The organism is Bradyrhizobium sp. USDA 4474, assembly GCF_054057515.1.
The window spans coordinates 4111398-4134778 of the sequence record NZ_JBSRZJ010000002.1; the positions used below are offsets into that span (position 1 = coordinate 4111398).

General features: G+C 62.3%; 19 protein-coding genes. 10 read left to right on the forward strand and 9 right to left on the reverse strand.

The genetic code is table 11. From position 1 onward, the window contains the following. Positions 1-45: 45 nt before the first annotated feature. The 5 genes from ACVW16_RS21370 to ACVW16_RS21390 all read right to left on the reverse strand — a co-directional run bounded on the left by ACVW16_RS21370 (position 46) and on the right by ACVW16_RS21390 (position 6212). Positions 46-279 (reverse strand): hypothetical protein, encoded by a 234-nt coding sequence (locus tag ACVW16_RS21370; protein WP_456736356.1) that lies wholly within the window; start codon positions 277-279, stop codon positions 46-48. A gap of 296 nt (positions 280-575) precedes the next feature. Further along, entirely contained in the window at positions 576-2405 is a 1830-nt protein-coding gene (gene edd, locus ACVW16_RS21375) for a phosphogluconate dehydratase (protein WP_456736355.1), read from the reverse strand. Positions 2406-2475: 70 nt separating this feature from the next. Further along, the gene (gene zwf, locus ACVW16_RS21380) at positions 2476-3954 is read right to left on the reverse strand and encodes a glucose-6-phosphate dehydrogenase (RefSeq protein ID WP_456738238.1); all 1479 of its coding nucleotides are present in this window, start codon (positions 3952-3954) and stop codon (positions 2476-2478) included. Positions 3955-4005: 51 nt separating this feature from the next. Next, positions 4006-4965: a carbohydrate kinase family protein gene (locus ACVW16_RS21385; protein WP_456701104.1), complete on the reverse strand. Its 960-nt coding sequence runs from the start codon at positions 4963-4965 to the stop codon at positions 4006-4008. An 8-nt stretch (positions 4966-4973) separates the two neighbouring features. Beyond that, positions 4974-6212 (reverse strand): ROK family transcriptional regulator, encoded by a 1239-nt coding sequence (locus ACVW16_RS21390; protein ID WP_456701105.1) that lies wholly within the window; start codon positions 6210-6212, stop codon positions 4974-4976. 204 nt (positions 6213-6416) lie between these two features. Between ACVW16_RS21390 and ACVW16_RS21395 the strand changes: the two genes are divergently transcribed. The 3 genes from ACVW16_RS21395 to ACVW16_RS21405 all read left to right on the forward strand — a co-directional run bounded on the left by ACVW16_RS21395 (position 6417) and on the right by ACVW16_RS21405 (position 9413). Next, complete coding sequence (locus ACVW16_RS21395; RefSeq protein WP_456701106.1) at positions 6417-7436, forward strand: substrate-binding domain-containing protein; 1020 nt, start codon at positions 6417-6419, stop codon at positions 7434-7436. 106 nt (positions 7437-7542) lie between these two features. After that, positions 7543-8625: an ABC transporter permease gene (locus ACVW16_RS21400; RefSeq protein WP_456736354.1), complete on the forward strand. Its 1083-nt coding sequence runs from the start codon at positions 7543-7545 to the stop codon at positions 8623-8625. Beyond that, on the forward strand, positions 8601-9413 hold the full coding sequence (locus ACVW16_RS21405; protein WP_456701108.1) for an ATP-binding cassette domain-containing protein: 813 nt from the start codon (positions 8601-8603) through the stop codon (positions 9411-9413). The genes ACVW16_RS21400 and ACVW16_RS21405 overlap by 25 nt, the downstream gene beginning before the upstream one ends. A 213-nt stretch (positions 9414-9626) precedes the next feature. Here the strand turns inward: ACVW16_RS21405 and ACVW16_RS21410 are convergent, their stop codons facing one another. After that, positions 9627-10505, reverse strand: a complete 879-nt coding sequence (locus tag ACVW16_RS21410) for a GNAT family N-acetyltransferase (RefSeq protein WP_456736353.1) — start codon at positions 10503-10505, stop codon at positions 9627-9629. A gap of 334 nt (positions 10506-10839) precedes the next feature. Between ACVW16_RS21410 and ACVW16_RS21415 the strand changes: the two genes are divergently transcribed. From ACVW16_RS21415 to ACVW16_RS21425, 3 genes are all read left to right on the forward strand, one after another. After that, entirely contained in the window at positions 10840-11763 is a 924-nt protein-coding gene (locus tag ACVW16_RS21415) for a 2-hydroxyacid dehydrogenase (RefSeq protein WP_456736352.1), read from the forward strand. A 13-nt stretch (positions 11764-11776) separates the two neighbouring features. Further along, positions 11777-12133, forward strand: a complete 357-nt coding sequence (locus ACVW16_RS21420) for a cupin domain-containing protein (protein WP_092226994.1) — start codon at positions 11777-11779, stop codon at positions 12131-12133. Between the two features lie 219 nt (positions 12134-12352). Then, positions 12353-13810, forward strand: coding sequence for an NAD-dependent succinate-semialdehyde dehydrogenase (locus tag ACVW16_RS21425; protein ID WP_456736351.1), 1458 nt, complete (start codon positions 12353-12355; stop codon positions 13808-13810). Positions 13811-13942: 132 nt separating this feature from the next. Here the strand turns inward: ACVW16_RS21425 and ACVW16_RS21430 are convergent, their stop codons facing one another. Then, entirely contained in the window at positions 13943-14632 is a 690-nt protein-coding gene (locus tag ACVW16_RS21430; RefSeq protein WP_456705144.1) for a haloacid dehalogenase type II, read from the reverse strand. A 344-nt stretch (positions 14633-14976) separates the two neighbouring features. Here ACVW16_RS21430 and ACVW16_RS21435 point away from each other — a divergent pair, with 344 nt between their 5' ends. Further along, the gene (locus ACVW16_RS21435; protein WP_456736350.1) at positions 14977-16353 is read left to right on the forward strand and encodes an aminotransferase class III-fold pyridoxal phosphate-dependent enzyme; all 1377 of its coding nucleotides are present in this window, start codon (positions 14977-14979) and stop codon (positions 16351-16353) included. A 16-nt stretch (positions 16354-16369) separates the two neighbouring features. On the opposite strand, the gene ACVW16_RS21440 is transcribed toward ACVW16_RS21435, so the two are convergent. Then, entirely contained in the window at positions 16370-16846 is a 477-nt protein-coding gene (locus ACVW16_RS21440; protein WP_027544593.1) for an Lrp/AsnC family transcriptional regulator, read from the reverse strand. A 113-nt stretch (positions 16847-16959) separates the two neighbouring features. Further along, positions 16960-18285, reverse strand: coding sequence for an NAD(P)/FAD-dependent oxidoreductase (locus ACVW16_RS21445; protein ID WP_456736349.1), 1326 nt, complete (start codon positions 18283-18285; stop codon positions 16960-16962). A gap of 686 nt (positions 18286-18971) precedes the next feature. On the opposite strand from ACVW16_RS21445, the gene ACVW16_RS21450 reads away from it, so the two are divergent. The 3 genes from ACVW16_RS21450 to ACVW16_RS21460 all read left to right on the forward strand — a co-directional run bounded on the left by ACVW16_RS21450 (position 18972) and on the right by ACVW16_RS21460 (position 23358). Then, complete coding sequence (locus tag ACVW16_RS21450) at positions 18972-20660, forward strand: ABC transporter ATP-binding protein (protein ID WP_456736348.1); 1689 nt, start codon at positions 18972-18974, stop codon at positions 20658-20660. A gap of 9 nt (positions 20661-20669) precedes the next feature. Further along, the gene (locus tag ACVW16_RS21455; RefSeq protein WP_456736347.1) at positions 20670-22334 is read left to right on the forward strand and encodes a peptide ABC transporter substrate-binding protein; all 1665 of its coding nucleotides are present in this window, start codon (positions 20670-20672) and stop codon (positions 22332-22334) included. Positions 22335-22407: 73 nt separating this feature from the next. Continuing rightward, positions 22408-23358, forward strand: a complete 951-nt coding sequence (locus tag ACVW16_RS21460) for an ABC transporter permease (protein ID WP_456701116.1) — start codon at positions 22408-22410, stop codon at positions 23356-23358. Positions 23359-23381: the final 23 nt, after the last annotated feature.

The following is a 23381-nucleotide window of genomic DNA, read 5'->3' on the forward strand; positions in this document are numbered from 1 at the left end:
CGTTCCTCGAACGCTGCGCGCGCCCTGTCGCGTGACGTGTCGCGGCTAAAGCGTCTCCACCCGTGGCGGCGGATATCGCCGCACCAGCAGCGACAGCGGCAGGCGCCGCTCGTCCGCCGGCAGTTCCAGCCAGGCCAGCACCAGCGGCCGCTTCCAGTCACCGAGGCCGAAATCCATGTCGATCCATTTCTGCGGCTCGGGCCCGTCGAGCCCGCGGACCCAGACGAAATAGCGGGGCAGGTCGTCGGCGTCCGTGTCGGTCGTGCGTCTTCCGGCCATCACATGCTCACTGCATCGACACGCGTTCGCCGCAGGATATAGGTATTGCCGTGGCGAAGTCGAAGGTCGCCGAGCCGCCGATCGACCGGGCGCCTGGGTTTGGAGAACATGAGCGAAGCTGTGATCGATGCTTGGCGCGACGTGTTGCAGGTCGCGACGCGGCTGGCTGGCTCCCGGTTTTTCAACCGGGCGATCGAAGGCCAGGGAATCATGCACGGCCTCGCGATTTTCACCCGATTGGGCACGGGGAGCCTGGCTTACCGCGAGCAGAGATGCCGCGGACGCGTCTCGCGCATTCAACCGGCAAAAACGCTTGCGCCGGTATCGGCGCTACTGACCCGTTCGCGGAACAAGCCGAAGAGTTCACGGCCGACCCCCACATGCGCCCCGGAGAGATCTGCTTGCGTATGCACTCGTGTGGCCCAGTCGCCGGGATCGACGAGCACCTCGAGCCGGCCGGCGGCGGCGTCGAGCCGAACGACGTCGCCATCGCGAATCCGTGCAATCGCGCCGCCCTCGGCTGCTTCCGGAGTGACGTGGATGGCTGCAGGAACCTTGCCGGACGCACCTGAAAGCCGCCCATCCGTCACAAGCGCGACCTTCAGGCCGCGATCCTGAAGTGAGCCAAGAGGCGGCATCAGCTTGTGCAACTCGGGCATGCCGTTGGCCTTCGGACCCTGGAATCGGACCACCGCGATAAAATCACCCACGAGTTCGCCCGCAGCGAAAGCCTTTTGCAGATCCTCCTGGGAATGGAATACGCGTGCAGGCGCCTCGATGACCTGGCGCTCGGTCGAGACCGCGGATGTCTTGATGACGGCGCGGCCGAGATTGCCCGTCAGAACCCGTAGGCCGCCCGTTGTTTGGAAAGGCTCGGCGGCTCCTCGAAGCACGGCAGGATCGCCGCTGGCGACGGGGCCGTCATGCCACGTCAACGCTCCGTCGGCATCGAGCGCCGGCTCCTGCAGGTAGGCGTCCAGTCCATCGCCGCAAACGGTTGTGACGTCGCGGTGAAGCAGCCCCTCCGCCAGCAGTTCCCGTATCAACATGCTCATCCCGCCGGCCGCGTGAAAATGATTCACGTCTGCCGAGCCATTGGGATAGATGCGCGCGAGCAGCGGGGTCACCTGCGCGAGGTCGGCGAAATCGTCCCACGTGAGGCTGAGGCCGGCCGCGGCACCCATGGCAACCAGATGCAGCGTCAGGTTGGTCGAGCCACCTGTCGCATGCAGCCCGACGATGCCGTTGACGAAAGCGCGCGCGTCAAGCATCCGGCCAATCGGGGTATATTGATTGCCGAGCGCGGTGATGTTCAACGCCCGCTTGGTGGCTGCGCGGGTCAGTGCATCGCGCAAGGGCGTGTTCGGTGTCACGAAGGATGCCCCCGGCAAATGCAGGCCCATGATTTCCATCAACATCTGGTTGGTGTTGGCCGTGCCGTAGAAAGTGCAGGTGCCCGCGCCATGATAGGCCTGCGCTTCAGCTTCCAAGAGCGCTTCGCGACCGAGCTTTCCTTCCGCGTAGGCCTGCCGGATCTTCGACTTGGCATCGTTGCCAAGGCCTGAAGTCATCGGACCGGATGGAATGAATATCGCGGGCAAATGCCCGAACGAGAGCGCGCCGATGACGAGGCCAGGCACGATCTTGTCGCAAATGCCGAGAAACACCGCAGCATCGAAGGTTTGATGCGACAGCGCGACCGCGGTGGACAAGGCGATGACGTCCCGCGAAAACAGCGAGAGCTCCATTCCCGCTTCGCCTTGCGTGATGCCGTCGCACATCGCAGGGACGCCGCCCGCGACCTGAGCAACACCACCGGCTGCGCGCGCGCTTTGACGGATCAACTCAGGGAAGCGCTCGTAGGGCTGATGGGCCGAGAGCATGTCGTTGTAGGCGGTGACAATTCCGACGCTGGGAACGTGGCCATCCTGCATCGCCTTCTTGTCGTGCGTTCCGCAAGCCGCGAAGGCGTGGGCTTGATTGGCGCATCCCAATCGCCGCCGCACCGGCGTGGTGACCGCTGCCGTGATGCGGTCGAGATAGCGTGCACGGCTGTCGTGACTGCGGCGAGCGATGCGATCCGTCACCTCGGCGACCCGCGCATCGACCCTTGCATCGATCGTCATAGAAGGCTCCTGTTCAGGAATATTCCGTCTGCAATGCCCGCCTCTGCGCCATCGGCGGATCGAGCCGAGGTCATGGACCGTCCTCCGCCCATGTTCGGCCGTCGCGTTCGATCAGCGCGACGGCGGCAGAGGGGCCCCAGCTGCCCGCGACATAGGGCCGGGGAAGGTCATTCATCTGGCCCCACGCCCGGCGGATCGGATCAATCCAGCGCCATGCTGCTTCGACCTCGTCACGGCGCATGAACAGCGTCGCGTTGCCGCGGACCACATCCATCAGGAGCCGCTCATAGGCGTCCGGCACGGAGACGTCGAAGGCTTCCGCAAAGCTCATGTCCAGCGGGGTGTATCGCAACCGCATGCCTCCCGGCCCGGGCTCCTTGACCATGAGACAGAGCTTGATCCCCTCGTCCGGCTGCAGGCGGATCACGAGTCGCGTCTGCAAGACCTTTCCCGACTCCGAATCGAAGATCGAATGCGGGACTTTGCGGAAAGTCACGACGATTTCGGAGCTGCGCTGCTGCAGCCGCTTTCCGGTGCGCAGGTAAAACGGAACGCCGGTCCAGCGCCAATTCGCAACGGCAACCTTGAGCGCCACGAAAGTCTCGGTTGTACTTTGGTGATTGGCGATCTCGTCGGCGTAGCCGGGGACGGCGACGCCGTTACACGCACCGGCGCGGTATTGACCCGGCACAGTCAAGGCCGCCGCGTTCGTCTCGTCGATTCGCTCGAGCGACTTAAGGACCTTGAGCTTCTCATCGCGCACGGCATCGGCTTCGAGCGAATATGGCGGCTCCATCGCGACAAGGCACAACAGTTGCAGGAGATGGTTCTGCACCATGTCGCGGAGAGCGCCCGACGTGTCGTAGTAGGCGCCACGTTCTTCCACGCCGATGGATTCGGCGACCGTGATCTGCACATGATCGATGTGGGCGGCGTTCCACAACGGCTCGAACAGCGCGTTGGCAAAGCGCAGCGCCATCAGATTCTGCACGGTCTCCTTGCCGAGATAGTGATCGATCCGGTAGACGCGCTCCTCCGGGAATGTGCTGCCGATGGTTTTATTGAGCCGGATCGCGGACTCGACGTCCTTGCCGATCGGCTTCTCGATGACGATGCGAGAGTCGCCGGTTGCGAGGCCGTAACTTCCCAACCTCTCGCAGATCGGTCCGAACAGCTGCGGTGCAGTCGCTAGATAATGGACCTGAACGCGTTCGGCGTAGTGCGACAGGGCGGCTGCGAGTTCGGCCCACCCGTTTTCACCTTCTGCATCGGCGGCCATGTAGTTGAGGCGCGCAAGGAAGCGATCGAGTACGGGGCCGGTGGTTTTCGATTCCGGCACATGCTCCAAGATGGCCGCGCGCACCATTGCGAGAAATTCGTCCCGGGGCATCGGGCCGCGTGCAACGCCGAAAATGGTGGCCGCATCGGGCAGCTGGCCGGCGAAATCGCGGCGAAACAGCGCCGGTAACAGCTTGCGGCGCGCAAGATCGCCGGTCGCTCCGAAGACGGTCAGGACAAAGGGAGCAACCGGAATCACGCGGCCGGTCACGCTCGCCCGTTTCTCAATTCCAACAGATCCCATGCCGCCATCTTGCATTCGTCAGCCTCTCGGATGTGGATTCAGGCTTGCTGTGATGTCGTCCGCAGTCGGCAGATCGGCGCCGCTGCGGGAAACCGTGACTGCGGCGGCGATCGTCGCATAAGCGAGCAGGTCGCGGATGTCCGGCAGTTCGAGCGTCGCGATCGCCTCAGGATGGAGCCTTCCGGTCTTGGCGAGCTGCGCGAGCAGCGCGGCGTGGAAAGTATCGCCGGCGCCGACGGTGTCACGCACGACGACATGACGACCCGGCACGGAAACGCTGCCCGCGGCGGAAAACGCGGTCGCGCCCTTCGCTCCCTCTGTAACGACCACAAGGCGCGCCCCGCAGCTGAGCCAGTAAGTGGCGGCGTCGGCGATTGACACGCGACCGCCCCACGCAACGCGGATGTCCTCGTCACTCGCCTTGATCATCGTGGCCGTCCGGTAGAAGCGTTCCGCAGCGACGGCCCAGCGTTGCAGATTGCCAACGACGCTCAAACGCAGGTTCGGATCGACGCTGATGACGCGACGCCCCTGCTCGCGTTGGGCGAGCGCGGCATATGCGGTGCCGACCGGTTCAACCGCCATGCAATAGGAGCCGAAGGTCAAGGCTCGAATGTCGTCCGGCAGCGCCGCGGGCAGATCAGCAGGTTGAAGCGAACGATCCGCCGCGCCCTCGCCATGGAACGCGTAGTTTGGCTGACCGTCATCGGCAGTCGCCACGACCGAAATCGTGGACAGCCGGTCGGTGCGGACGACAAAGCGATCGTCGACTCCTTCGCGTGCGAGGGCCTCTGCGAGGAACACGCCGAATCGATCGCGCGAGATGCCACCGAGAAAAGCCGTTCGAACGCCAAGCCGGGCCAGGCCAACGGCGACGTTGAACGGAGAGCCTCCGGCAACGGCGCGGGCCGGCATTTCCGTTGCCTCGGGTGCCTTCACGAACAGGTCGATGAGTGCTTCGCCGCAAACGAGAATCACGATGCTGCTCACTCCTTGAAGAGCACGTCGTAGTCGCGGGCGAATGCCGCGAGTAACGGCAAGGCCGCGCCGCCAATCGCGCGCGCATCACGCCCGATCGAGCCTTCGACCACCACGGCATCGGTGAGGCCCTGACGATCCATGTCGACCCAATATGCGTTTGTGCGCGCAACGAGCCGTCGACGCACATCGAGCGGAAAGGCCCCGTCGATGATGACGGCTTCGAAGTCGATAACGGCCAGCAATGCGGCGGTCGCTTGTGCCAGCGCCTGGGCAGCTTCGGCAATCCAGCCTTCCAGCGGTTCATCGAAGCTCGACCAGTCGTCGGGCGACAGCCAGATATCCGTGCTCTGGCGGCCCGCGGCGATCAGACGTCGCTCCAGCCGGTAGATGGAGGCGGTGCGGATCAGCTGTTGAAGGCTTGCCGCGCCGTTGTCCTCGCGCCGCATGATCGGCATCGAGCCAAGCGCGCCGGCATTGCCGCTGCGGCCGGGGAAGAGGCTGCCGTTGAGAGCGATACCGCCGCCGACGAATGCGCCGATATAGAAATATGCGAAGTCGCGATAAGCAGCCCCCGCACCGAAGTTGAGTTCCGCCGCACATGCCGACGTTGCGTCGTTGCAGACGCGCACCGGCCAGGGGGCGAAGCGGCGCGAAAGCTCGGCGGCAACGTTGAAGTTCCGCCATTTGCCGAGCAGGCCCGGCGGCGTTTGCAAATCCGCTTCCCAATTCCACAACTCAAAGGGCATCGCGACGCCGATGCCGCTAATTCTGCGTTGCTGGGATTCAGGCAGTTCGTTGAGCAGACCCGGCATCTCGCGTTCTACAAACGCAACGATGTCTTCAGGGAGAGGAAAGGAATAAATCATGCGGCGCCTGGCGCGAATTCCGGCAGTGAAATCCATCAAGACCAGATCAGAACTGCGCCGGCCGATCATCAGACCGACTCCGAAGGCACCGTCCGGGTTGAGCGAATAAGGCACGGAAGGTTGTCCGATGCGCCCTCGCTGCGGCTCGCCCGCGAGCAGCAGGCCATCAGCCTCCAGCCGGTTGATGATCACCGTTGTGGTCTGAGTGGACAGACCGGTCATGCGCGCGATCTCGACCTTGGCGAGACCGCGGTGGCGCCGAATAAGCGAAAGGATCAGGCGCTCGTTGTAAAGTCTCACGCCCGACTGGGTCGTGCCGCGGCTCTCGCCCGACGAGACTGCCTGTGGATTCCCCGCAACCGATCCCGTTTTGTCCATCCGCGGCCTCCAAACTCCGTGTTCTCGCTGTGCGGTGGTCTTATGGCCGATCCCAAGCGGTTTCTCCTGACATGAACCCAGAATGGACGCCTGTCAATTAATAAGTCGGAATGATTTATTTATTGACAGGCGCGTTCCCGTGCTTCAGGATCGTCAGAACGCGGTCCGGCCGCGCCCAACAAAGTGTTCCAGGGAAGGGAAACAATGCGTCAGTCAATCAGTCTCGTCGCTGCGCTCGCGCTTACTCTCGGCGCCGGTAGCGCTCATGCGGCCGACAAGCCGATCGTCGGCCTGATCACCAAGACGAATACGAATCCATTCTTCGTGAAGATGAAGGCCGGCGCCGAAGAGGCGGCGAAGTCCAACGACGTCGAGCTGCGCTCCTTCGCCGGAAAGGTCGATGGCGACAATGAGAGCCAGGTCGCAGCAATCGAGAACCTGATCGCGGCCGGCGCCAAGGGCATCCTGATCACGCCGAACGATTCCCGCGCCATCGTGCCGGCCGTGGAGAAGGCGCGCGCTGCGGGCATCGTGGTCATTGCTCTCGATACCCCGCTCGATCCCGCGAATGCTGCGGACGCAACCTTCGCCACCGACAATTTCCTGGCCGGCCAGATGATCGGGCAGTGGGCTGCCAAGATGCTGGGAGCCAAGGCGGCATCCGCCAAGATCGCGCTGTTGGACCTCAACGTGAACCAGATCTCGGTGGACGTCGCCCGCGATCAGGGCTTCCTCAAGGGCTTCGGTATCGATCTCGGCAATCCCGCCAAGATCGGTGACGAGAAGGATGCGCGCATCGTTGGACATGATGTGACGCTCGGCAGCGAGGAGGGCGGCCGCAAGGCGATGGAGAACCTGCTGCAGAAGGAGCCGGGCATCTCGCTGGTCTACACCATCAACGAGCCGGCGGCTGCGGGTGCTTACGAGGCGCTGCGTTCGGTCGGCCGCGACAAGGACGTGCTGATCGTGTCCGTGGACGGCGGCTGTCCCGGCGTGCGCAATGTGAAGGACGGCGTGATCGGCGCCACCTCCATGCAGTTTCCGTTGCTGATGGCTGCGAAGGGCGTCGAGGCTGTGAAGGTCTACGCCACGGGCGGCGGCAAACCCAAGCCGTCGCCTGGTCTGGACTTCTTCAACACCGGCGTCGAACTCGTCACCGACAAGCCGGCCGGCGAACTTCCGTCGATCGACAGCACGGCAGCACTGAACAAGTGCTGGGGTTGATCGCCAAAGCGTCCCCGACACGGACAGGCGCCCGGAGGGCGGGCGCCTAAGAATGCCGCAAACGTCCGCTCCGAAGCTGGCTCGGTACGCAATGAGGAAACCGGTGATGACCGAAATCGGAAATGCCCACCCTGGTGGTCAGGCTTTCGAACTCGTGCTCGACAAGAGCGAAAACCGCGTGGCCGAATTCGAGGTCCGTGCGAGATCGCCGCTGCAGAAACTGCAGCACCTTCTCCACGCCAATCCCACGGCGGTCCCGGCGATCGTGCTCCTGCTCAGCGTTGCGGTGTTCGGATTGATCGTCGGGCCGCGCTTTCTGTCGCTGTTCAATCTGTCGCTGATCATTCAGCAGGTGACGATCATCGGCGTGATCGGGGTTGCCCAGACGCTGATCATCATCACCGCAGGCATCGATCTGTCGGTCGGCGCCGTCATGGTGCTGTGCTCCGTGATCATGGGCAAGCTTGCGATCGCAATGGGGCTCGCGGCGCCGCTGGCGCTGCTGATCGGTCTTGCCGAGGGCGCGGGCTGCGGGGCGATGAACGGCGTGCTGGTGACGCGCCTCAAGCTGCCGCCCTTTATCGTCACGCTCGGGACCTGGTCGATCTTCTTCGCCCTCAATCTCTGGTACTCGGCGTCCGAGACCATCCGCTCGCAGGACGTGGCGAAAGCCGCCCCGCTGCTGCAGGCACTCGGAACGCCGGTGGATGTGTTCGGCGCGCGCTTCACCTACGGCTCATTCTTCATGCTGGGGCTGGTTGGGTTCATTTGGTTCGTGCTCAACCGCACTGCCTTCGGACGTCACCTCTATGCGGTGGGTGACGATCCCGATGCGGCGCGGCTGGCCGGTATCCGGACCGGCCGTATCCTCTTCGCCGTCTATGTGATCGCCGGCATGATCTGCGCGCTCGGCGCCTGGGCGCTGATCGGGCGCATCGGCTCGATCAGCCCGCAAGCCGGCCAGACCGCCAATCTCGACAGCATCACGGCCGTGGTGGTCGGCGGCGCCAGCCTGTTCGGCGGCCGCGGTTCGATCATCGGCACGCTGATCGGCGCCCTGATCGTCGGCGTATTCCGCAACGGGCTCGCGCTGTCGGATGTCGACGTGCTCTGGCAGGAATTCGCAGTCGGCTGGCTGATCATCGTCGCCGTGGCCCTCGATCAATGGATTCGCAAGGTGTCGGCATGAGCATTGAAACCAGCACTCCCCAGCCGGTTCTGCAAGCGCGCGGTCTCGTCAAGCGCTATGGTCGTGTGACCGCGCTCGATGATGCCGATTTCGATCTCTACCCCGGTGAAATCCTCGCCGTCATTGGAGATAACGGCGCGGGAAAATCCTCGCTGATCCGCGCGCTGTCCGGAGCGCTCGTTCCCAATGCGGGCGAGATCAGGCTCGAAGGCAAGCCCGTCGCGTTCCGCTCGCCTCTCGATGCGCAGGCTGCAGGCATCGAGACGGTTTATCAGACGTTGGCGCTGTCTCCGAGTCTGTCGATCGCCGACAACATGTTTCTCGGACGCGAATTGCGTCGCACGGGACCACTCGGCACGGTCTGCCGCATGCTCGATCGCAGAGCCATGCAGCGCATAGCTCGCGAGAAGCTCACGGAGCTTGGCCTCATGACGGTGCAGAACATCAATCAGCGCGTCGAGACGCTATCGGGCGGGCAGCGCCAGGGCGTAGCGGTGGCAAGGGCTGCGGCCTTCGGCTCGCGCGTGGTGATCCTGGACGAACCGACTGCGGCGCTCGGGGTCAAGGAATCCCGTCGTGTGCTCGAACTGATCCTCGACGTGCGGCGGCGAGGTTTGTCGGTCGTCCTGATCAGCCATAACATGCCGCACGTGTTCGAGATCGCCGATCGTATCCACATCCATCGGCTCGGCCGGCGGCTCACTGTGATCGATCCAAAGTCCTATACGATGTCGGATGCCGTCGCCTTCATGACCGGCGCGCGCGCGCCGGCCGAAGCGGCAGCCTGATGTGTGACTTCTGACTTCCGGCCGGCGACGCCTACGCCTTCAGGTGCATTCGCGCAAAGTTCGCAGCCTCCTCGATCGAGGCCATGCCCTCGCCGGGCATCGGTGCGAAGAGCTGACAGCAATGGCACATCCCGTCCCAGACCTTGAGCTCTGCGGCGGCGCCGCGATCGGCACCATGGAGATCAGCCCCGCACGGAGCTTCGCCTCAGAGTCTCAGCTCAACGCGTGACCGGCTAGCCCGTACACCCACGGCTCGTTTTCCTTTCGGTTCAGGAATCGCCGACCCTTAGACATCGTTGTGACGGTCTCGGCTATCCCGAGGCGGCTCTGTTGAAGGAAGTCGGCAAACAGACCTGTCTGCTCCCGCGTATCGACGCGGACGAATTGCCCCGCGAGATCTTTGAGATGCACCGCCGTGAGATGGATCGCATCACAATCATTGCTGGCGATGATGGGGCCGATCACATGACCGCGCCCGAATTCGCGCTTCATGGAAAACCCGACCGCCTCCCCGCCGCGGCGCAAAACCGAGATTGAGGCACCTTCAGAAAGCAATGCGAGCACCTTCTGCCGGTTAGTTCCGAACGCGCGCTCATCCAGTGCCGCGATCTCTGCGATGTTCGCAGCGGAAAGCGAGCTCAATTCACCGGCCAGAGCCGGCACCGGCGGAGGGGGCGAGACGACTTCGCCTTGCCACTGATACACGGTGGCTTCCTTCGTGAACCCCAGCGACAGATACAGATGATAGGCGGCATGGGTTGAGTTGAGGGTCAAATTCCGATCGCCACAGCGCTCGAAAACCTGCTCCATGAGCCAGCGGCCGGTTCCTTGTGCCTGGGTTCGGGGCGATGTGATCACCAGGCCGATGGTCGCGAATTCCTGGCCACAAGGGAACCACATCGCGCTGCCGAACACGCGCCCTATGCCATCAACGGCGACGATGCCATGACCGATGCGGCGCAAAAAGTCCCAATCCTTGGGTCGATGCGGCCAGCCGACACCGATCGAAAGCGCGTGGAGGAGCTTCACATCAACGTCGTCGATGTCCTTGGCCGCCAGTTCAAAGGACTTCACGCGTACCGTTCGTCCCATTCAGCTCATCCGTTCCTTGCGGCAACACGCTTTCGGCCTATCGCCCTCGCCGGCCTTCTGCTGCGTGCTGCACAAGCCCGTTTTGCAGCAGCATAACGCGGAAGGCCAGCAGGTTTCGCCTGTTTGGCAGGCGGTATTCGGAATGTTCCGCCGCCAGCGCAAGTCGATTCAGCAGGGAAAGCTCCTGGTTGCGGCCTATCGATATCCGGCAACAGCAGGCAGGGTGAGCCCCAGTGAATGTTGAAGGCTTCGCTGGAGGCGCCGCCCTGCCAGCCCTCGGTGGTCGGCCGGGCCGGTCTCAACGCCCAGCATCCCGGGCGAGGACCTGAGATCGATGGCGTTCCTTTTCAATTCCGATGCTGCTCGAGGGGCAATCTTCCGGCAGGCCTTTGCGCGCGAGCTCCCTGATCTCGAATTCTATCATTCCGGTGAATGCGTTGATCCGGCAAAGGTACGCTACCTGCTGACCTGGAACGTACCCGATCATGTCGAGCGGTTTCGAAATCTGGAAGTGCTTTTTTCCATCGGTGCTGGGGTCGACCAATTCAAGCCGGAGACCATATCCGACCGCGTCAAACTCGTGCGCATGGTTGAAGACGGCATCATACGCATGATGCAGGAATATGTCGTGCTCGGCGTGCTGACGCTCCATCGCGAGATGCTGGCCTACCGGGAGCAGCAGAGAAAGGGCCTATGGCAAGCCCTTGCAAGCGTTCAGCCGACCGGTCGGCGCGTGGGCTTCCTGGGCCTTGGGATGCTGGCGCAAGCCGCGATCGACCGCTTGAGGCCCTTTCAATTTCCGCTCGCAGGGTGGAGCCGCAGCAAGAAAGAGGTCGACGGTGTCACCTGCTTCCATGGCGAGGACCAGCTCGACAGTTTCCTGCAAGGAACGGATATCCTGGTCTGTCTTCTGCCCCTGACGGGGCAGACGAGCGGCATCCTGAATGCAAGGCTCTTCTCGCTTTTGCCGGCGGGAGCGAGGCTGCTCCATGTCGGCCGCGGCCCGCAGCTTGACCACGGTGCACTCATCGAAGCGCTCGACAACGGGCATCTCGCGGCCGCCATGCTCGACGTCACCGATCCCGAGCCATTGCCAAAGAATGATCCACTCTGGTCGCATCCGAAGGTGATCATCACGCCACATATCGCGTCCGTGACTCAAGCGGATACGGCGGCACAATCCGTCATAGAGAACATCCGGCGCCACCGCGCGGGACTGAATCCGATCGGCCTCGTCGATCGAACACTCGGCTACTAACGGGAAGAATGCCATGTCGCTTCTGGTTACCATCGATACCAATCCGGATTTCGCACCGAAGAACGCCCTGCCTGCCCCAGAACGGCTCATTTCTGGCAATCCTTCCTTCAAGACCTGGGCACAGGACGCCTCGAAAGGCGAAAAGGTGCTGACCGGCGTATGGGAAGCCACGCCGGGCGAGACCCATTCCATCAAGGGCACCACCTTCGAGTTCTGCCACATCATCTCGGGCCTCATCGAAATCGAGGAAAAAGGCGGCGAGGTCAGGAGGTACCGCGCCGGCGACAGCTTCGTGATGAAACCCGGCTTTGTCGGCGTCTGGCGCACGATCGAAACCGTGCGGAAGATCTACGTCTGCCATTATGACTGAGACGATGGCGAGGACCGCTGTTAAGCGGTCCTGTTAAGCGGTCCTCAGAATTTTCGACTTGCGAAGCCGCGTCCGACCAGATTCAACGCGGCCAGTCACTTCATTCTCGATGAAAAATGCGGCGTGCGGTCCTGTACTGCTCGCATGAAACGGCTTCGCCTCGCCAAACGCAATTCCAGGCACCGACGGCGAGGTCGGGTGAAGGCAAGGAGCAAGCCCATGATTGCATTGAAGGACAAAGACCTGTTTCGCCAGCAGGCGCTGATCGGCGGCAATTGGCGGGATGCGAGCACGCAAGCCACCGTTGACGTCATCGATCCTGCGAGCCAGAAAGTGCTTGGCACCATCCCTGACATGGGTCGAGACGAGACCAGGGCAGCAATCGACGCCGCGGCCGCTGCGTTCAAGCCTTGGAAGGCAAAGGCTCACGCGGAACGTGCTGCGCTGCTGGAGCGCTGGTATGAGCTCATGCGACGCCATGAGCAGGATTTGGCGCTGCTGCTGACGCTGGAGCAGGGCAAGCCGCTTGCTGAATCGCTTGGAGAGATCCGTTACGGGGCCTCCTTCGTCAAATGGTTTGCGGAAGAGGCCCGCCGCATCAACGGATCGACAATCCCGGCGCCGACCGTTGATCGCCGCATTCTGGTGCTGAAAGAACCGGTCGGCGTCTGCGGGATCATCACGCCCTGGAATTTCCCCAACGCGATGATCACGCGGAAGGTGGCACCCGCGCTTGCTGCGGGCTGCACAGTCGTCATCAAGCCATCCGAATTTACGCCGTTTTCAGCTCTCGCCATCGCCGTTCTGGCTGAGCGGGCCGGCATTCCAGCGGGCGTGATCAACATCGTGACGGGCATGCCGGCGGACATTGGCGCGGAGCTGATGGCCAACGAAACCGTCCGCAAGATTTCGTTCACCGGCTCCACGCGTGTCGGCGCGCTGCTGATGAAGGGCGCCGCCGACAACATCAAGAGACTGAGTCTCGAATTGGGTGGCAACGCGCCGTTCATCGTCTTTGACGACGCCGATATCGACCGGGCGGTCGAGGGGGCGATTGCGTCAAAATTCCGCAATGGCGGGCAGACCTGCGTCTGCTGCAATCGCATTCTCGTTCAATCCGGCATCTACGATGCCTTCGCCGAGAAGCTCGGCGGCCGGGTCGCGAAATTGACGGTCGGTGCCGGTACGGAAGAGGGGGTCGCAATCGGGCCGATGATCAACAGCGCGGCGATCGAGAAGATCAAGCGGCACGTGCTCGACGCAATGGATAAGGGGGCGAAGATCATCTCGCAGAGCGCAGCCGTGCCGGAGGGGCGGCAATATGCCCGGCCTCTCGTGCTTGGTGGCGCGACGACCGAGATGCTACTCGCGTCGGAGGAGACCTTCGGGCCGGTCGCTCCGCTTTTCCGGTTCGAGACCGAGGACGAGGCGATTGCGATCGCAAACGGTACGCCATTCGGCCTTGCGGCGTATTTCTACACTGAAAACCTGAAGCGTTCCTGGCGTGTCGCAGAAGCGCTGGAGTTCGGCATGGTTGGCCTGAACACCGGCCTGATTTCGACAGAGGTTGCGCCGTTCGGTGGTGTCAAGCAGTCGGGACTGGGACGCGAGGGATCGCAGCTCGGGATAGAAGAATATCTCGAGACCAAGGCGCTCCATGTCGGCGGTCTGGACTGAGCGGTCCATCGGGTAATCTGAAACAAGAAAAGGGGGCGGCTGAACCGCCCCCTTTTTCCTTTGCAGCACAGATCTCTATCGAAGGTTTCCAAGAACTGAAGTTGCCGCGAGAGATCCCGAAGAGAACTGCGCTCACGCGCTTTTGCGAAGGGGCTCCAAGCCGACGGCCCCGGCAAGCCCATCGATGCCAGCGACCTCGGTGTATTCATAGAACGGGTTCGCTGGCTCATGACCCCGGTTCACCCAGACCTTGCTCTTGATGCCGAGATCGTAGGCGGTCATCAGGTCGTAGCGGAAGGAGGAGGAGACGTGGGTAATGTCTTCCGGCCCGCAGCCCAGCTTGTCCAGCATATATTCGAAGCCCTTCATCTGCGGCTTGTAGGCGCCGGTTTCCTCCGCCGTGATGACCATGTGGAACGGAGCGCCGAGCTTTTCGACGTTCGACATGATGAGATTCTTCATGGAGTTCGATAGGATGACCAACGGAATCTCCCTGGCAACTTTGGCCAGACCCGCCGGGACGTCGGGATGTGGACCCCATGTGTGGACCTCTTCATTGATGCGCTGGGCATCCTCGGGCCGAAATACGATACCGTTGCGCTTGCACGCGCGCTCTACCGAATTATGAACGACCTCGAAGTACGGCTTCCACGCGCCAAGAACCTCGTCCAGGCGATAGGCAGCGAAATCCTTGATGAAACTTGCCATCGTCGTGGCAGAAAGTTGAGAGCCGTAGACTCGCCTTGCCGCGCCGGCCATGTCGAAATTGGTCAGCGTGCCGTAACAGTCGAAAGTGATGTACTTGGGTCTGAAAGTTGCCATGACTCGATCCTTCTCGGTCCTCACGCACCGCATTCCGGTACGACAGGGATCATAGCGCGCAGACGACCGGATAAAGCACCGCCGTCGCGGCGACCGGGAGCAGATTGTATCGTATCGGCTCGGAGCCATGGCAGAGAGTTGCACGAAAAGACGCCCGCCGACGTGAGCGCCAATGCCTGACGCAGCCCGATGCCGGCATAACATGCGGCGCCGATCGTCAATGGCAGTCAAAATGCTCTTCGTCCATGTCTAGCGTGGGAGCAACTGCTGTCTTGGTCATCCTATGTTGACTGCGAAAGCATCGCGCTGGCTGCACAGGCGCTGCAGTTGATCTGGAGGACGACATGTTGAGCAACTCGCTGATTGAACTCGATCGCGCCCATCTGATTCATCCGGTCTCATCGTATCGCAGCCACGAGGCGACTGGCGTCCGCGTACTGAAGTCAGGGAAGGGCGCGACACTGACCGATGTCTCGGGCCGCCAATTGCTCGACGGCTTCGCCGGCCTGTGGTGTGTCAATGCGGGCTACGGACAGGATAGCATCGTTGAAGCGGCCACGAGGCAGCTCCGCGAACTGCCTTATGCGACGGGCTATTTCGGGTTGGGCTCCGACCCGGCTATCCGGTTGGCTGCAAGGCTGGCTGAACTGGCGCCCGGCGATCTCAACCACATCTATTTCACGCTGGGTGGCTCCGATGCCGTCGACAGCACGATCCGGTTCATCCGCTACTACCATCACGCCAAGGGCACGCCACAGAAGGACCAGTTCATCTCACTCGAGTATGGCTACCATGGATCGTCAACGGCAGGGTCTGGCCTGACGGCGCTGCCCGCCTTTCATGCGGGTTTCGGGGTGCCCCATAGCTGGCAGCACAAGATCCCGTCGCACTATGCCTATCGCAATCCGGTCGGTCCCCACCCGCGGGCGATCATCGATGCGTCCGTCGCGGCCCTGCGGGCGAAGATCGCCGAACTGGGCGCGGATCGTGTTGCAGCCTTCTATGCCGAGCCGATACAGGGCTCGGGAGGCGTCCTCGTTCCGCCGCCGTCCTGGCTGAAGGCCATGCACGCAGTTTGCAAGGAGCATGACGTTCTGTTCATTGCCGACGAGGTCATCACCGGCTTTGGCCGAACCGGTCCGCTCTTCGCCTGTGAAGAGGATGACGTCGTGCCGGATCTCATGACAACGGCAAAGGGACTGACGTCGGGATATGTGCCGATGGGGGCCGTTCTGATGTCGGACCGCGTCTACAACACCATTGCCGATGGCGCCGGCAAGGTGGCGGTCGGTCACGGCTACACCTATTCCGCGCATCCCGTCAGCGCGGCCGTCGGGCTCGCGTGCCTCGACCTCTACGAAAACGGCTTGCTCGAGAACGGCCGCAAGGCCGGGCACCGCCTCATGGAAGGTCTTCGCGCGCTGGCGGATCATCCGCTTGTCGGCGATGTCAGGGGCCGCGGCATGCTGGCCGCAATCGAGCTCGTTACCGATAAGGAACGCAAGACGCCCCTGCCGGCGGAAGCAGACGCGGCGCGCCGCATTTTCGATCGCGCCTGGGACAACGGCCTCGTCATCCGCGCCTTCGCGCAGGGCGTGTTGGGTTATGCTCCGCCGCTCTGCTGCACGGATGCGGACATCGAGGCCATCATCGAGCGGACAAAGGCCACGCTCGACCAGACGCTTCAAGACAAGGACGTCCGCGCGGCCATGAAAGGCTAAGCACCGCGCCCGTCCTCTAGCCGTTGAATATGCTTTCGAGAGGCAGATGGGATTTCACGATCGGCGACTTCAGCACGACGAAGCTGAAGTACTTGTCGATGCCGATATCCATCTCCACCAGGCGTTCCATGACCGCCTGGTATTCGCTGATCCCTGCGGTGATGAACTTGACGAGATAGTCATACCCGCCCGAAACCAGATGGCATTCGACGACGGAATCGATTTTCTCGATCGTCGTGAGAAAGCGGGCGAAATCGATTTGCCTATGATTCTTGAGCGTGATTTCCGCGAAGACCGTCAAGGTCTGACCGAGCTTGGCAACGTCGATCTGGGCGGAATAGCCGGTGATGAAGCCCTCCGTCTGGAGCCTTTTGACGCGCATCAGGCAGGGGCTCGGGGAAAGGTTTATCAGCTCTGCGAGCTCGACGTTGGAGATCCGCCCGTTCTTCTGCAGTTCGCACAAAATCCTGATGTCGATCTTGTCGAGCTTCATAGCATTGCCATGAGATGGAGGCCGACCACGGCGTCGAGGTTTTGCTTCAGCGTCATATGCATTGTCATAGCATCAATCGGCATTTTTTCCCAACCAAGGGCGGAAACTGGATTCTAGAAGTCACTGACTTTGCCCCAGGCGCTCATTTTCAGCCGCTCCGGCCTGTAGGGGTGTGGGTCGACGATGGGCGCACTGCCCGTAATGATGTCTGCGATCATGTGCCCGGCGCCTGGGCCGATCCCGAAGCCGTGGCCGCTGAAACCTGCGGCCAGGATGAAACCTGGAATCGACTGAACTTCGCCGATGGCGGGGATGCCGTCCGGCGTGCTGTCGATGTAGCCGGCCCAGACATTCGAGATTTCGACGCGCTCAAGTTCCGGCACGAGCTCGCAGGCTCGTCGATGCGTCGCGCGAATCTGCTTCATGTCCGGGCGCGGATCGAGCGTCCGGTTCAGCTCCATCGGCGTCACCTCATCCAGTCCCCATTTAGCCAGAGTCTCGTGGCCCTGCCGCAGCCCCTCGAAAGCCCCAGGGCTGAGACTTCGCCATCGACGCGCGAACAGAGGCAGGAATTCGCGTCCGAATCTGAATTGCTGCGGCGTTGGGTCAACTCGCGCACGCCCGCTGATGGCGAGCGTGTATCCGCCATCGCCCCGCCGGGTGAGCGAGACGAGCCCGGTGTGAAGAGCATCAGGCAGGCCGTCAGCACCAGGAGCCACGGCGAGAATGGACTGGCGCACGGACGCCTGCGGGAAGCGAATTCCAAGCTGGTTGCAGAACGACGATGCCCACGCACCTCCTGCCATGACCACTGTCTTGGTCCGGATCGTGCCGGCTTCGGTTACGACCCCGCTGACCCGGCCACCACTGAGCTCCAAGCCGCGCGCCGCGCATTGCTGGTGCACCGTCCCACCGGCCGCCATGATCGCACGCGCGGCAATGGGCACTGCCTTTGAGGTATCTGCCGTCCCGTCCGTCGGCGAGAAGACGCCGCCCTTCCACTTGCGACCCGTCGCCTTGCCCCGACCGCTCGCCTCTTCCGAGCTCAACATATGCGTCGTGACGCCGACGGTCCTGGCGAAGTCTCGCCACTTGGCCCAGCCTGCCAGCTCATTCTCGTCGTTCGACAAATACAACAGGCCGCAGCGGCGAAAGCCGGTGTCTTCACCCGTTTCTTGGGCAACTCGTTCCCAGAGATCGAGGCTCTTGGTCGCAAGCGACAACTCGCGTGCATCGCGGTTCTGTTGGCGGCACCATCCCCAGTTGCGGCTGGACTGCTCGGCGGCGACGCGGCCCTTTTCGAGCAAGGCAACCTTGAGGCCGCGACGCGCCAGATAGTAGCTCGTGAACACGCCCACGACGCCGCCGCCGATGACGACGACGTCCGCCTCACGAGGCAGGGACGGACTGGATTCGATATGCAGGAGCGGCGCGCTCATTGGGCAGGAATCTCCATATGGCTCTATCGTATCCGAGGAGGTTCGGCAGACACGCAGCGGACTTTCAGGCTCGGGCGGAATATCCTGCGGTTTGCTGCTTTTGGCATAGGCAATTGTTGCGGGATGCTTCGCTGGCGCGGCAAATCGTAGGCGAGGAATCCAATGGATAGTCTCTGCAATCGGATCAGCCCTTCGTCGTCGGCGGCTTGCCCCAACCCCGCGCCTGCATCGGCAGCCCTGGCAGCCGCAGACCGAAATGCCAAATCGGGCTTCGTTTTTAGAAGTTCGTGCTGCCTATCCGGCGCCTTTCGGCGACTCCGGGGTGATTGAAGCAGTCAGACTCGCGAATACCGGATCAATGTCGATCAAAGGGCAAAAGTTTAAAAGGTGACGCTTGATGAGCCTTGTCTGGGAGGAGACCTTTGCCGAAGCGATCCAGCGAGACGCCAATGGCAGGCACTCGGACCTCGATTCATTGTTCGAGCGGTTCCCTCGACTGATGGGCCGCGCTCGGCGACGCCTTTGCCGGTAGAGCAGCACTCTGAATCATGTCGGATTCATCGCGCGGAGAATGGCAGAATGACCGACGAGTTGTTGACCTGTCCGAGCGTAGTGGCGGCAAACGGGGCCGAAGAGCCGACCGACAACCGGATATCAGGACGCTGTTGAAAGGGGAGAATGCTCAAATGACCTCTGCTCCCCAGCCTGTAGCCTCGGAAGATGTGGTACTCGCGGTCCGGGACCTGACCGTGAGTTTGCCGGCGGGCATGGAGCGGGCGCACGCGGTCGAGAACGTCTCCTTCGAATTGAGGCGCGGTCAGATCCTCTGCATCATAGGAGAATCCGGATCTGGCAAATCGGTCACGGCCAACGCGATCATGGGGCTGTTGCCCAGGTCGATCCGCGTGTCCTCGGGAGCAATCCGTCTGGAAGGGATGGATCTGGTCGGACTCTCGCCGGAGAGGCTACGAGACCTCCGTGGCCGTATCGTCTCGATGATCTTTCAGGACCCGCTGTCCGCGCTCAATCCGTTGATGACCGTGGGCGCGCAGATCGAGGAAGTGATGGCGGCGCACGGCGTGGGGACGCCGAAATCCCGTCGTAGTCGCGCCGTGGAATTGCTGATCGAGGTGGGCCTGCCGGATCCGCCGCTCATGTATCATCAATATCCGTTCCGGCTCTCGGGCGGGCAGCGACAGCGGGTGATGATCGCCATGGCTCTGGCTTTGGAGCCTACGATCCTGATCGCGGACGAGCCGACCACCGCCCTCGACGTGACGACCCAGGCCCAGATCCTGCATCTGATCCGCGATATCCAACGCCGCAAGGGAATGAGCGTGATGTTCATTACCCATGATTTCGGAGTCGTGGCGGAGATTGCCGATTCCGTCGTGGTGATGGAGAAGGGACATTGCGTGGAGCAGGGGAGCGCCGAGCAGGTGCTGAAATCCCCGAGTCATCTCTACACGCGCCGCCTGATCGCGGCCGTGCCGCATCTGACGGGCAAGGACCGCCTCCCGGCGGAAGCTGCGGCCCCGTCCCCCATTCTGAAGGTCGAATGCCTGGTCAAGACCTATCGCAGCGGCAGTGCGCTGTTCGGTAGGCAGCGGATCGTACCCGCGGTCAATGGCGCGTCGTTCGACCTTTCGCCGGGACGCACCCTGGGCGTCGTCGGAGAAAGCGGCTCCGGCAAATCATCGCTCGGGCGACTGTTGATCAAACTCCTCGACAGCGACAGCGGCTCCATCCTGTTCGAGGGACGCGATATTGCCCGGCTGTCCGAAGCCGAGTTTCGGCCGCTTCGGCCGAAGATCCAGATGATTTTCCAGGATCCTTTTGCCTCGCTCAATCCGCGGTCGACGGTCGGGCAAATTTTGACCGTTGGTCCGATTGCGCACGGGACGCCTCACAAGCTGGCTTGCGAGCAGGCGCGAGAGCTCCTCGCCCATGTCGGCCTGGATGCGGGAACGTTCGATCGCTACCCCCACGAGTTCTCGGGTGGTCAACGTCAGCGCGTCGGCATAGCCCGGGCGCTGATGTTCAAGCCGAAGCTGCTGATAGCGGACGAAGCGGTTTCCGCACTCGACGTATCGATCCAGGCGCAGATCTTGAAGCTGCTGGACCAGGTTCAGCGAGAGACCGGCGTATCGATGGTGTTCATCACGCACGATTTGCGTGTGGCCAGCCAGATCTGCGACGAAATCGCAGTCATGCATCGAGGCCAGATCGTCGAGCACGGACCGCCGTCGCAGATCTTCCTGAACCCGAAATCCGCCTACACGCGCGAACTCGTCGCTGCCATCCCCGGCGAGCGGCAAAGCAGCGCCCGCGCCGCTGGAAGCCAATCGACCCTTGCCGGACATAGCCACAAATGAGGAGGCGTCATGACTGAAGCTCAGACTGCATCGATCTATTCGCGGCGTAGCGCACTCCAGTTGATGATCGCCGGAGCAGCCGGCCTTACCGGATCAAATCTGTTCGGCAAACCTGCCCACGCGCGCACCTCTCCGGCGAAACCGAGCGGCCGCGTGATCGTGGGGCTTGGGCAAGAGCCGACCGTCTTCAATCCGCTGATGGTACACATTGAAGTCGATGACGGTGTGCATTTCTCGGTTTTCGATGCGCTGTTCCGCATCGATCCGCAAGGCGTCATTCAGCCCAACCTGGCCGTGGAGGTGCCGGACCAACAGAACGGCGGCATCACGCCGGACGGCCTCAACTGGCGTATTCGCTTGCGTGACGATGTGCTCTGGCACGACGGCAAGCCTTTCAGCGCCGAGGACGTGAAGTTCACTCTCGAACTGATCATGAATCCCAACTTCCGCAGCTGGCGCACGGCCGGCCATGCTCTCGTGCGCGACATCAAGGTGATCTCGCCCACGGAGATCTCGTGGCGAATGGAAGAGGCCTTTGCGCCTTATCTGTCGTTCCTGACCGAAACTTTCATCGTACCGAAGCACGTCCTCGAGAAGGAGGCCAATCCGAACAGCGCCGCTTTCAATCAGGCGCCTGTCGGCACCGGTCCGTTCAAGTGGGGCCAGCGCATCGCCGGCGATCATCTCGAGCTCGTGGCGAACCGCGATTATTTCGGGGAAGGTCCTCATATCGAGACGTTGGTCTTCAAATACATCCCGGACCTCACGGTTCTGTACACCCAGTTCAAGAGCGGCGACATTGATCTCGTAGGTCAGCCCTACATCACGCCTGATCATTATGGGGAGGCCAAGACGCTGCCGAACCGTGTGGTGACGCTCGTCCCGAGGACCTCGTTCGAATCCTTCTACCTGAACCTCGAGCGCCCGCAGTTCAAGGAGCTTGCCGTTCGCGAGGCGCTTTACGCGGCGATCGACAAGGAGGCGATCATACAGGGTCTCTATTACGGGGTGCCTTCGCCGACAGAGACGTTCATGCCGCGGCAATCCTTCTTCTTCAACCCCAATCTGCCCTTGCACCAGTTCGACGTGAATCGCGCGGCCAAGATCCTCGATCAGGCCGGCTGGGCAAAGGGCGCGGACGGCATTCGTGCCAAGAACGGCGTTCGCCTATCCTTTGCCAATTCGACCACGTCGGGCGATCCCCTTCGCGAACAGGTGCAACAATACCTGCAGCAGACGTTTGCTCAATTGGGCATCGAGATGAAGATATCGAACCTGCCCGCCGCCGTGATGTGGGGCGATTTTTGGGTGCAATCGCAGTTCGATTCCGTGATCGTCGGCTCCTCGTTTCTGATCGGTGCGGACCCGGACGTCACCAATCGCCTGCACTCCCGCTCGATCGCAGCGAAGGGCGGCCGCGGCTCGAACAATGCACAATACGCAAATCCGGAGGTTGATGCCTTGCTCGACAAGGGCGCACGCACCTTCGATCCGGAAGCGCGGCGCCCGATCTACTTCCGCATCCAGGAACTCGTGCGTCGCGATTTGCCGTTCCTGCCGCTGTATCAGAACAACTCGGTCGAAGGTCTCAAGAAGGGGATCAACGGCTTCGTGCCGAACGGCAATACGCGCACCGAATCCTGGAATGCGCTGGCCTGGTATTGGGCGAGCTGACGTGCTGCCGGCCGGGGCTCGGTGGCCGAGGCCGGCGCGGGAGTGATGCTGCAACGCTAACATGGTGACTCGAATGTCCGGGTTCCTGCTCAATCGTCTCGTGCAAAGCATCGTGCTGCTGGTGATCGTCTCGATCATCGGTTTCACGGTTCTGAACCTCATGCCGGGTGGACCTCTTGCGCAATTCGGACTGGATCCCGGCATGTCCCGGCAGGACGTGCAGCGACTGACAGCTCAGCTGGGGCTGGACCGGCCGCTGTGGATTCAGTATCTCGACTGGGCCTGGCGACTGGTACGGGGCGACTGGGGGCACTCTTTCCGTGACGGCTCTTCGGTGCTGGCGGTGATTGGCCGACATCTCCTGGCGACGCTGCTGCTGATGGGCACATCCACCGCATTGGCAATCGCGGCCGGCACGTGGATCGGAATCCGTGGCGCCACCCATCGCTATTCCCTGTTCGACTACTGCGCGACGGTCGGCGCGATGGTGGCGCTATCGGTCCCGACCTTCTGGTTCGGCCTGATCGGCATCTACATCTTCACCCTGAAGCTGGGCTGGGTACCCGCAGGCAACATGTACACGATCGGCGACGGCTCGGTGCTGGACTATCTGCATCACCTGATCTTGCCGAGCTTGGTGCTGTCGCTCGTTCATGTCGCGATCTGGAGCCGCTATATGCGTACGGCGACACTCGATGCGCTCAGTCAGGATTTCGTCAAGACGGCGCGAGCCAAGGGCTTGAGCGAGCGTCGCATCCTGCTGAAGCATGTCGTCGGCAATGCGCTGCTGCCGATGATCACCCTGGCAGGGATGCAGCTGCCCAGCATTCTCACCGGGGCGCTGGTCACCGAGACCGTGTTCACCTGGCCGGGCATGGGGCGGCTGTTTCTCGACAGCCTCGGCTACAGCGACTATCCGGTCGTGATGGGGCTGTTGATCTTCTCGGCCATGCTCGTCCTGTTGGGCAACCTGATCGCAGACATCGTGATCGCGACCGTCGATCCGCGCATTCGCCTGGCCTGAGCCCTGCGGACTCACGCCAGATA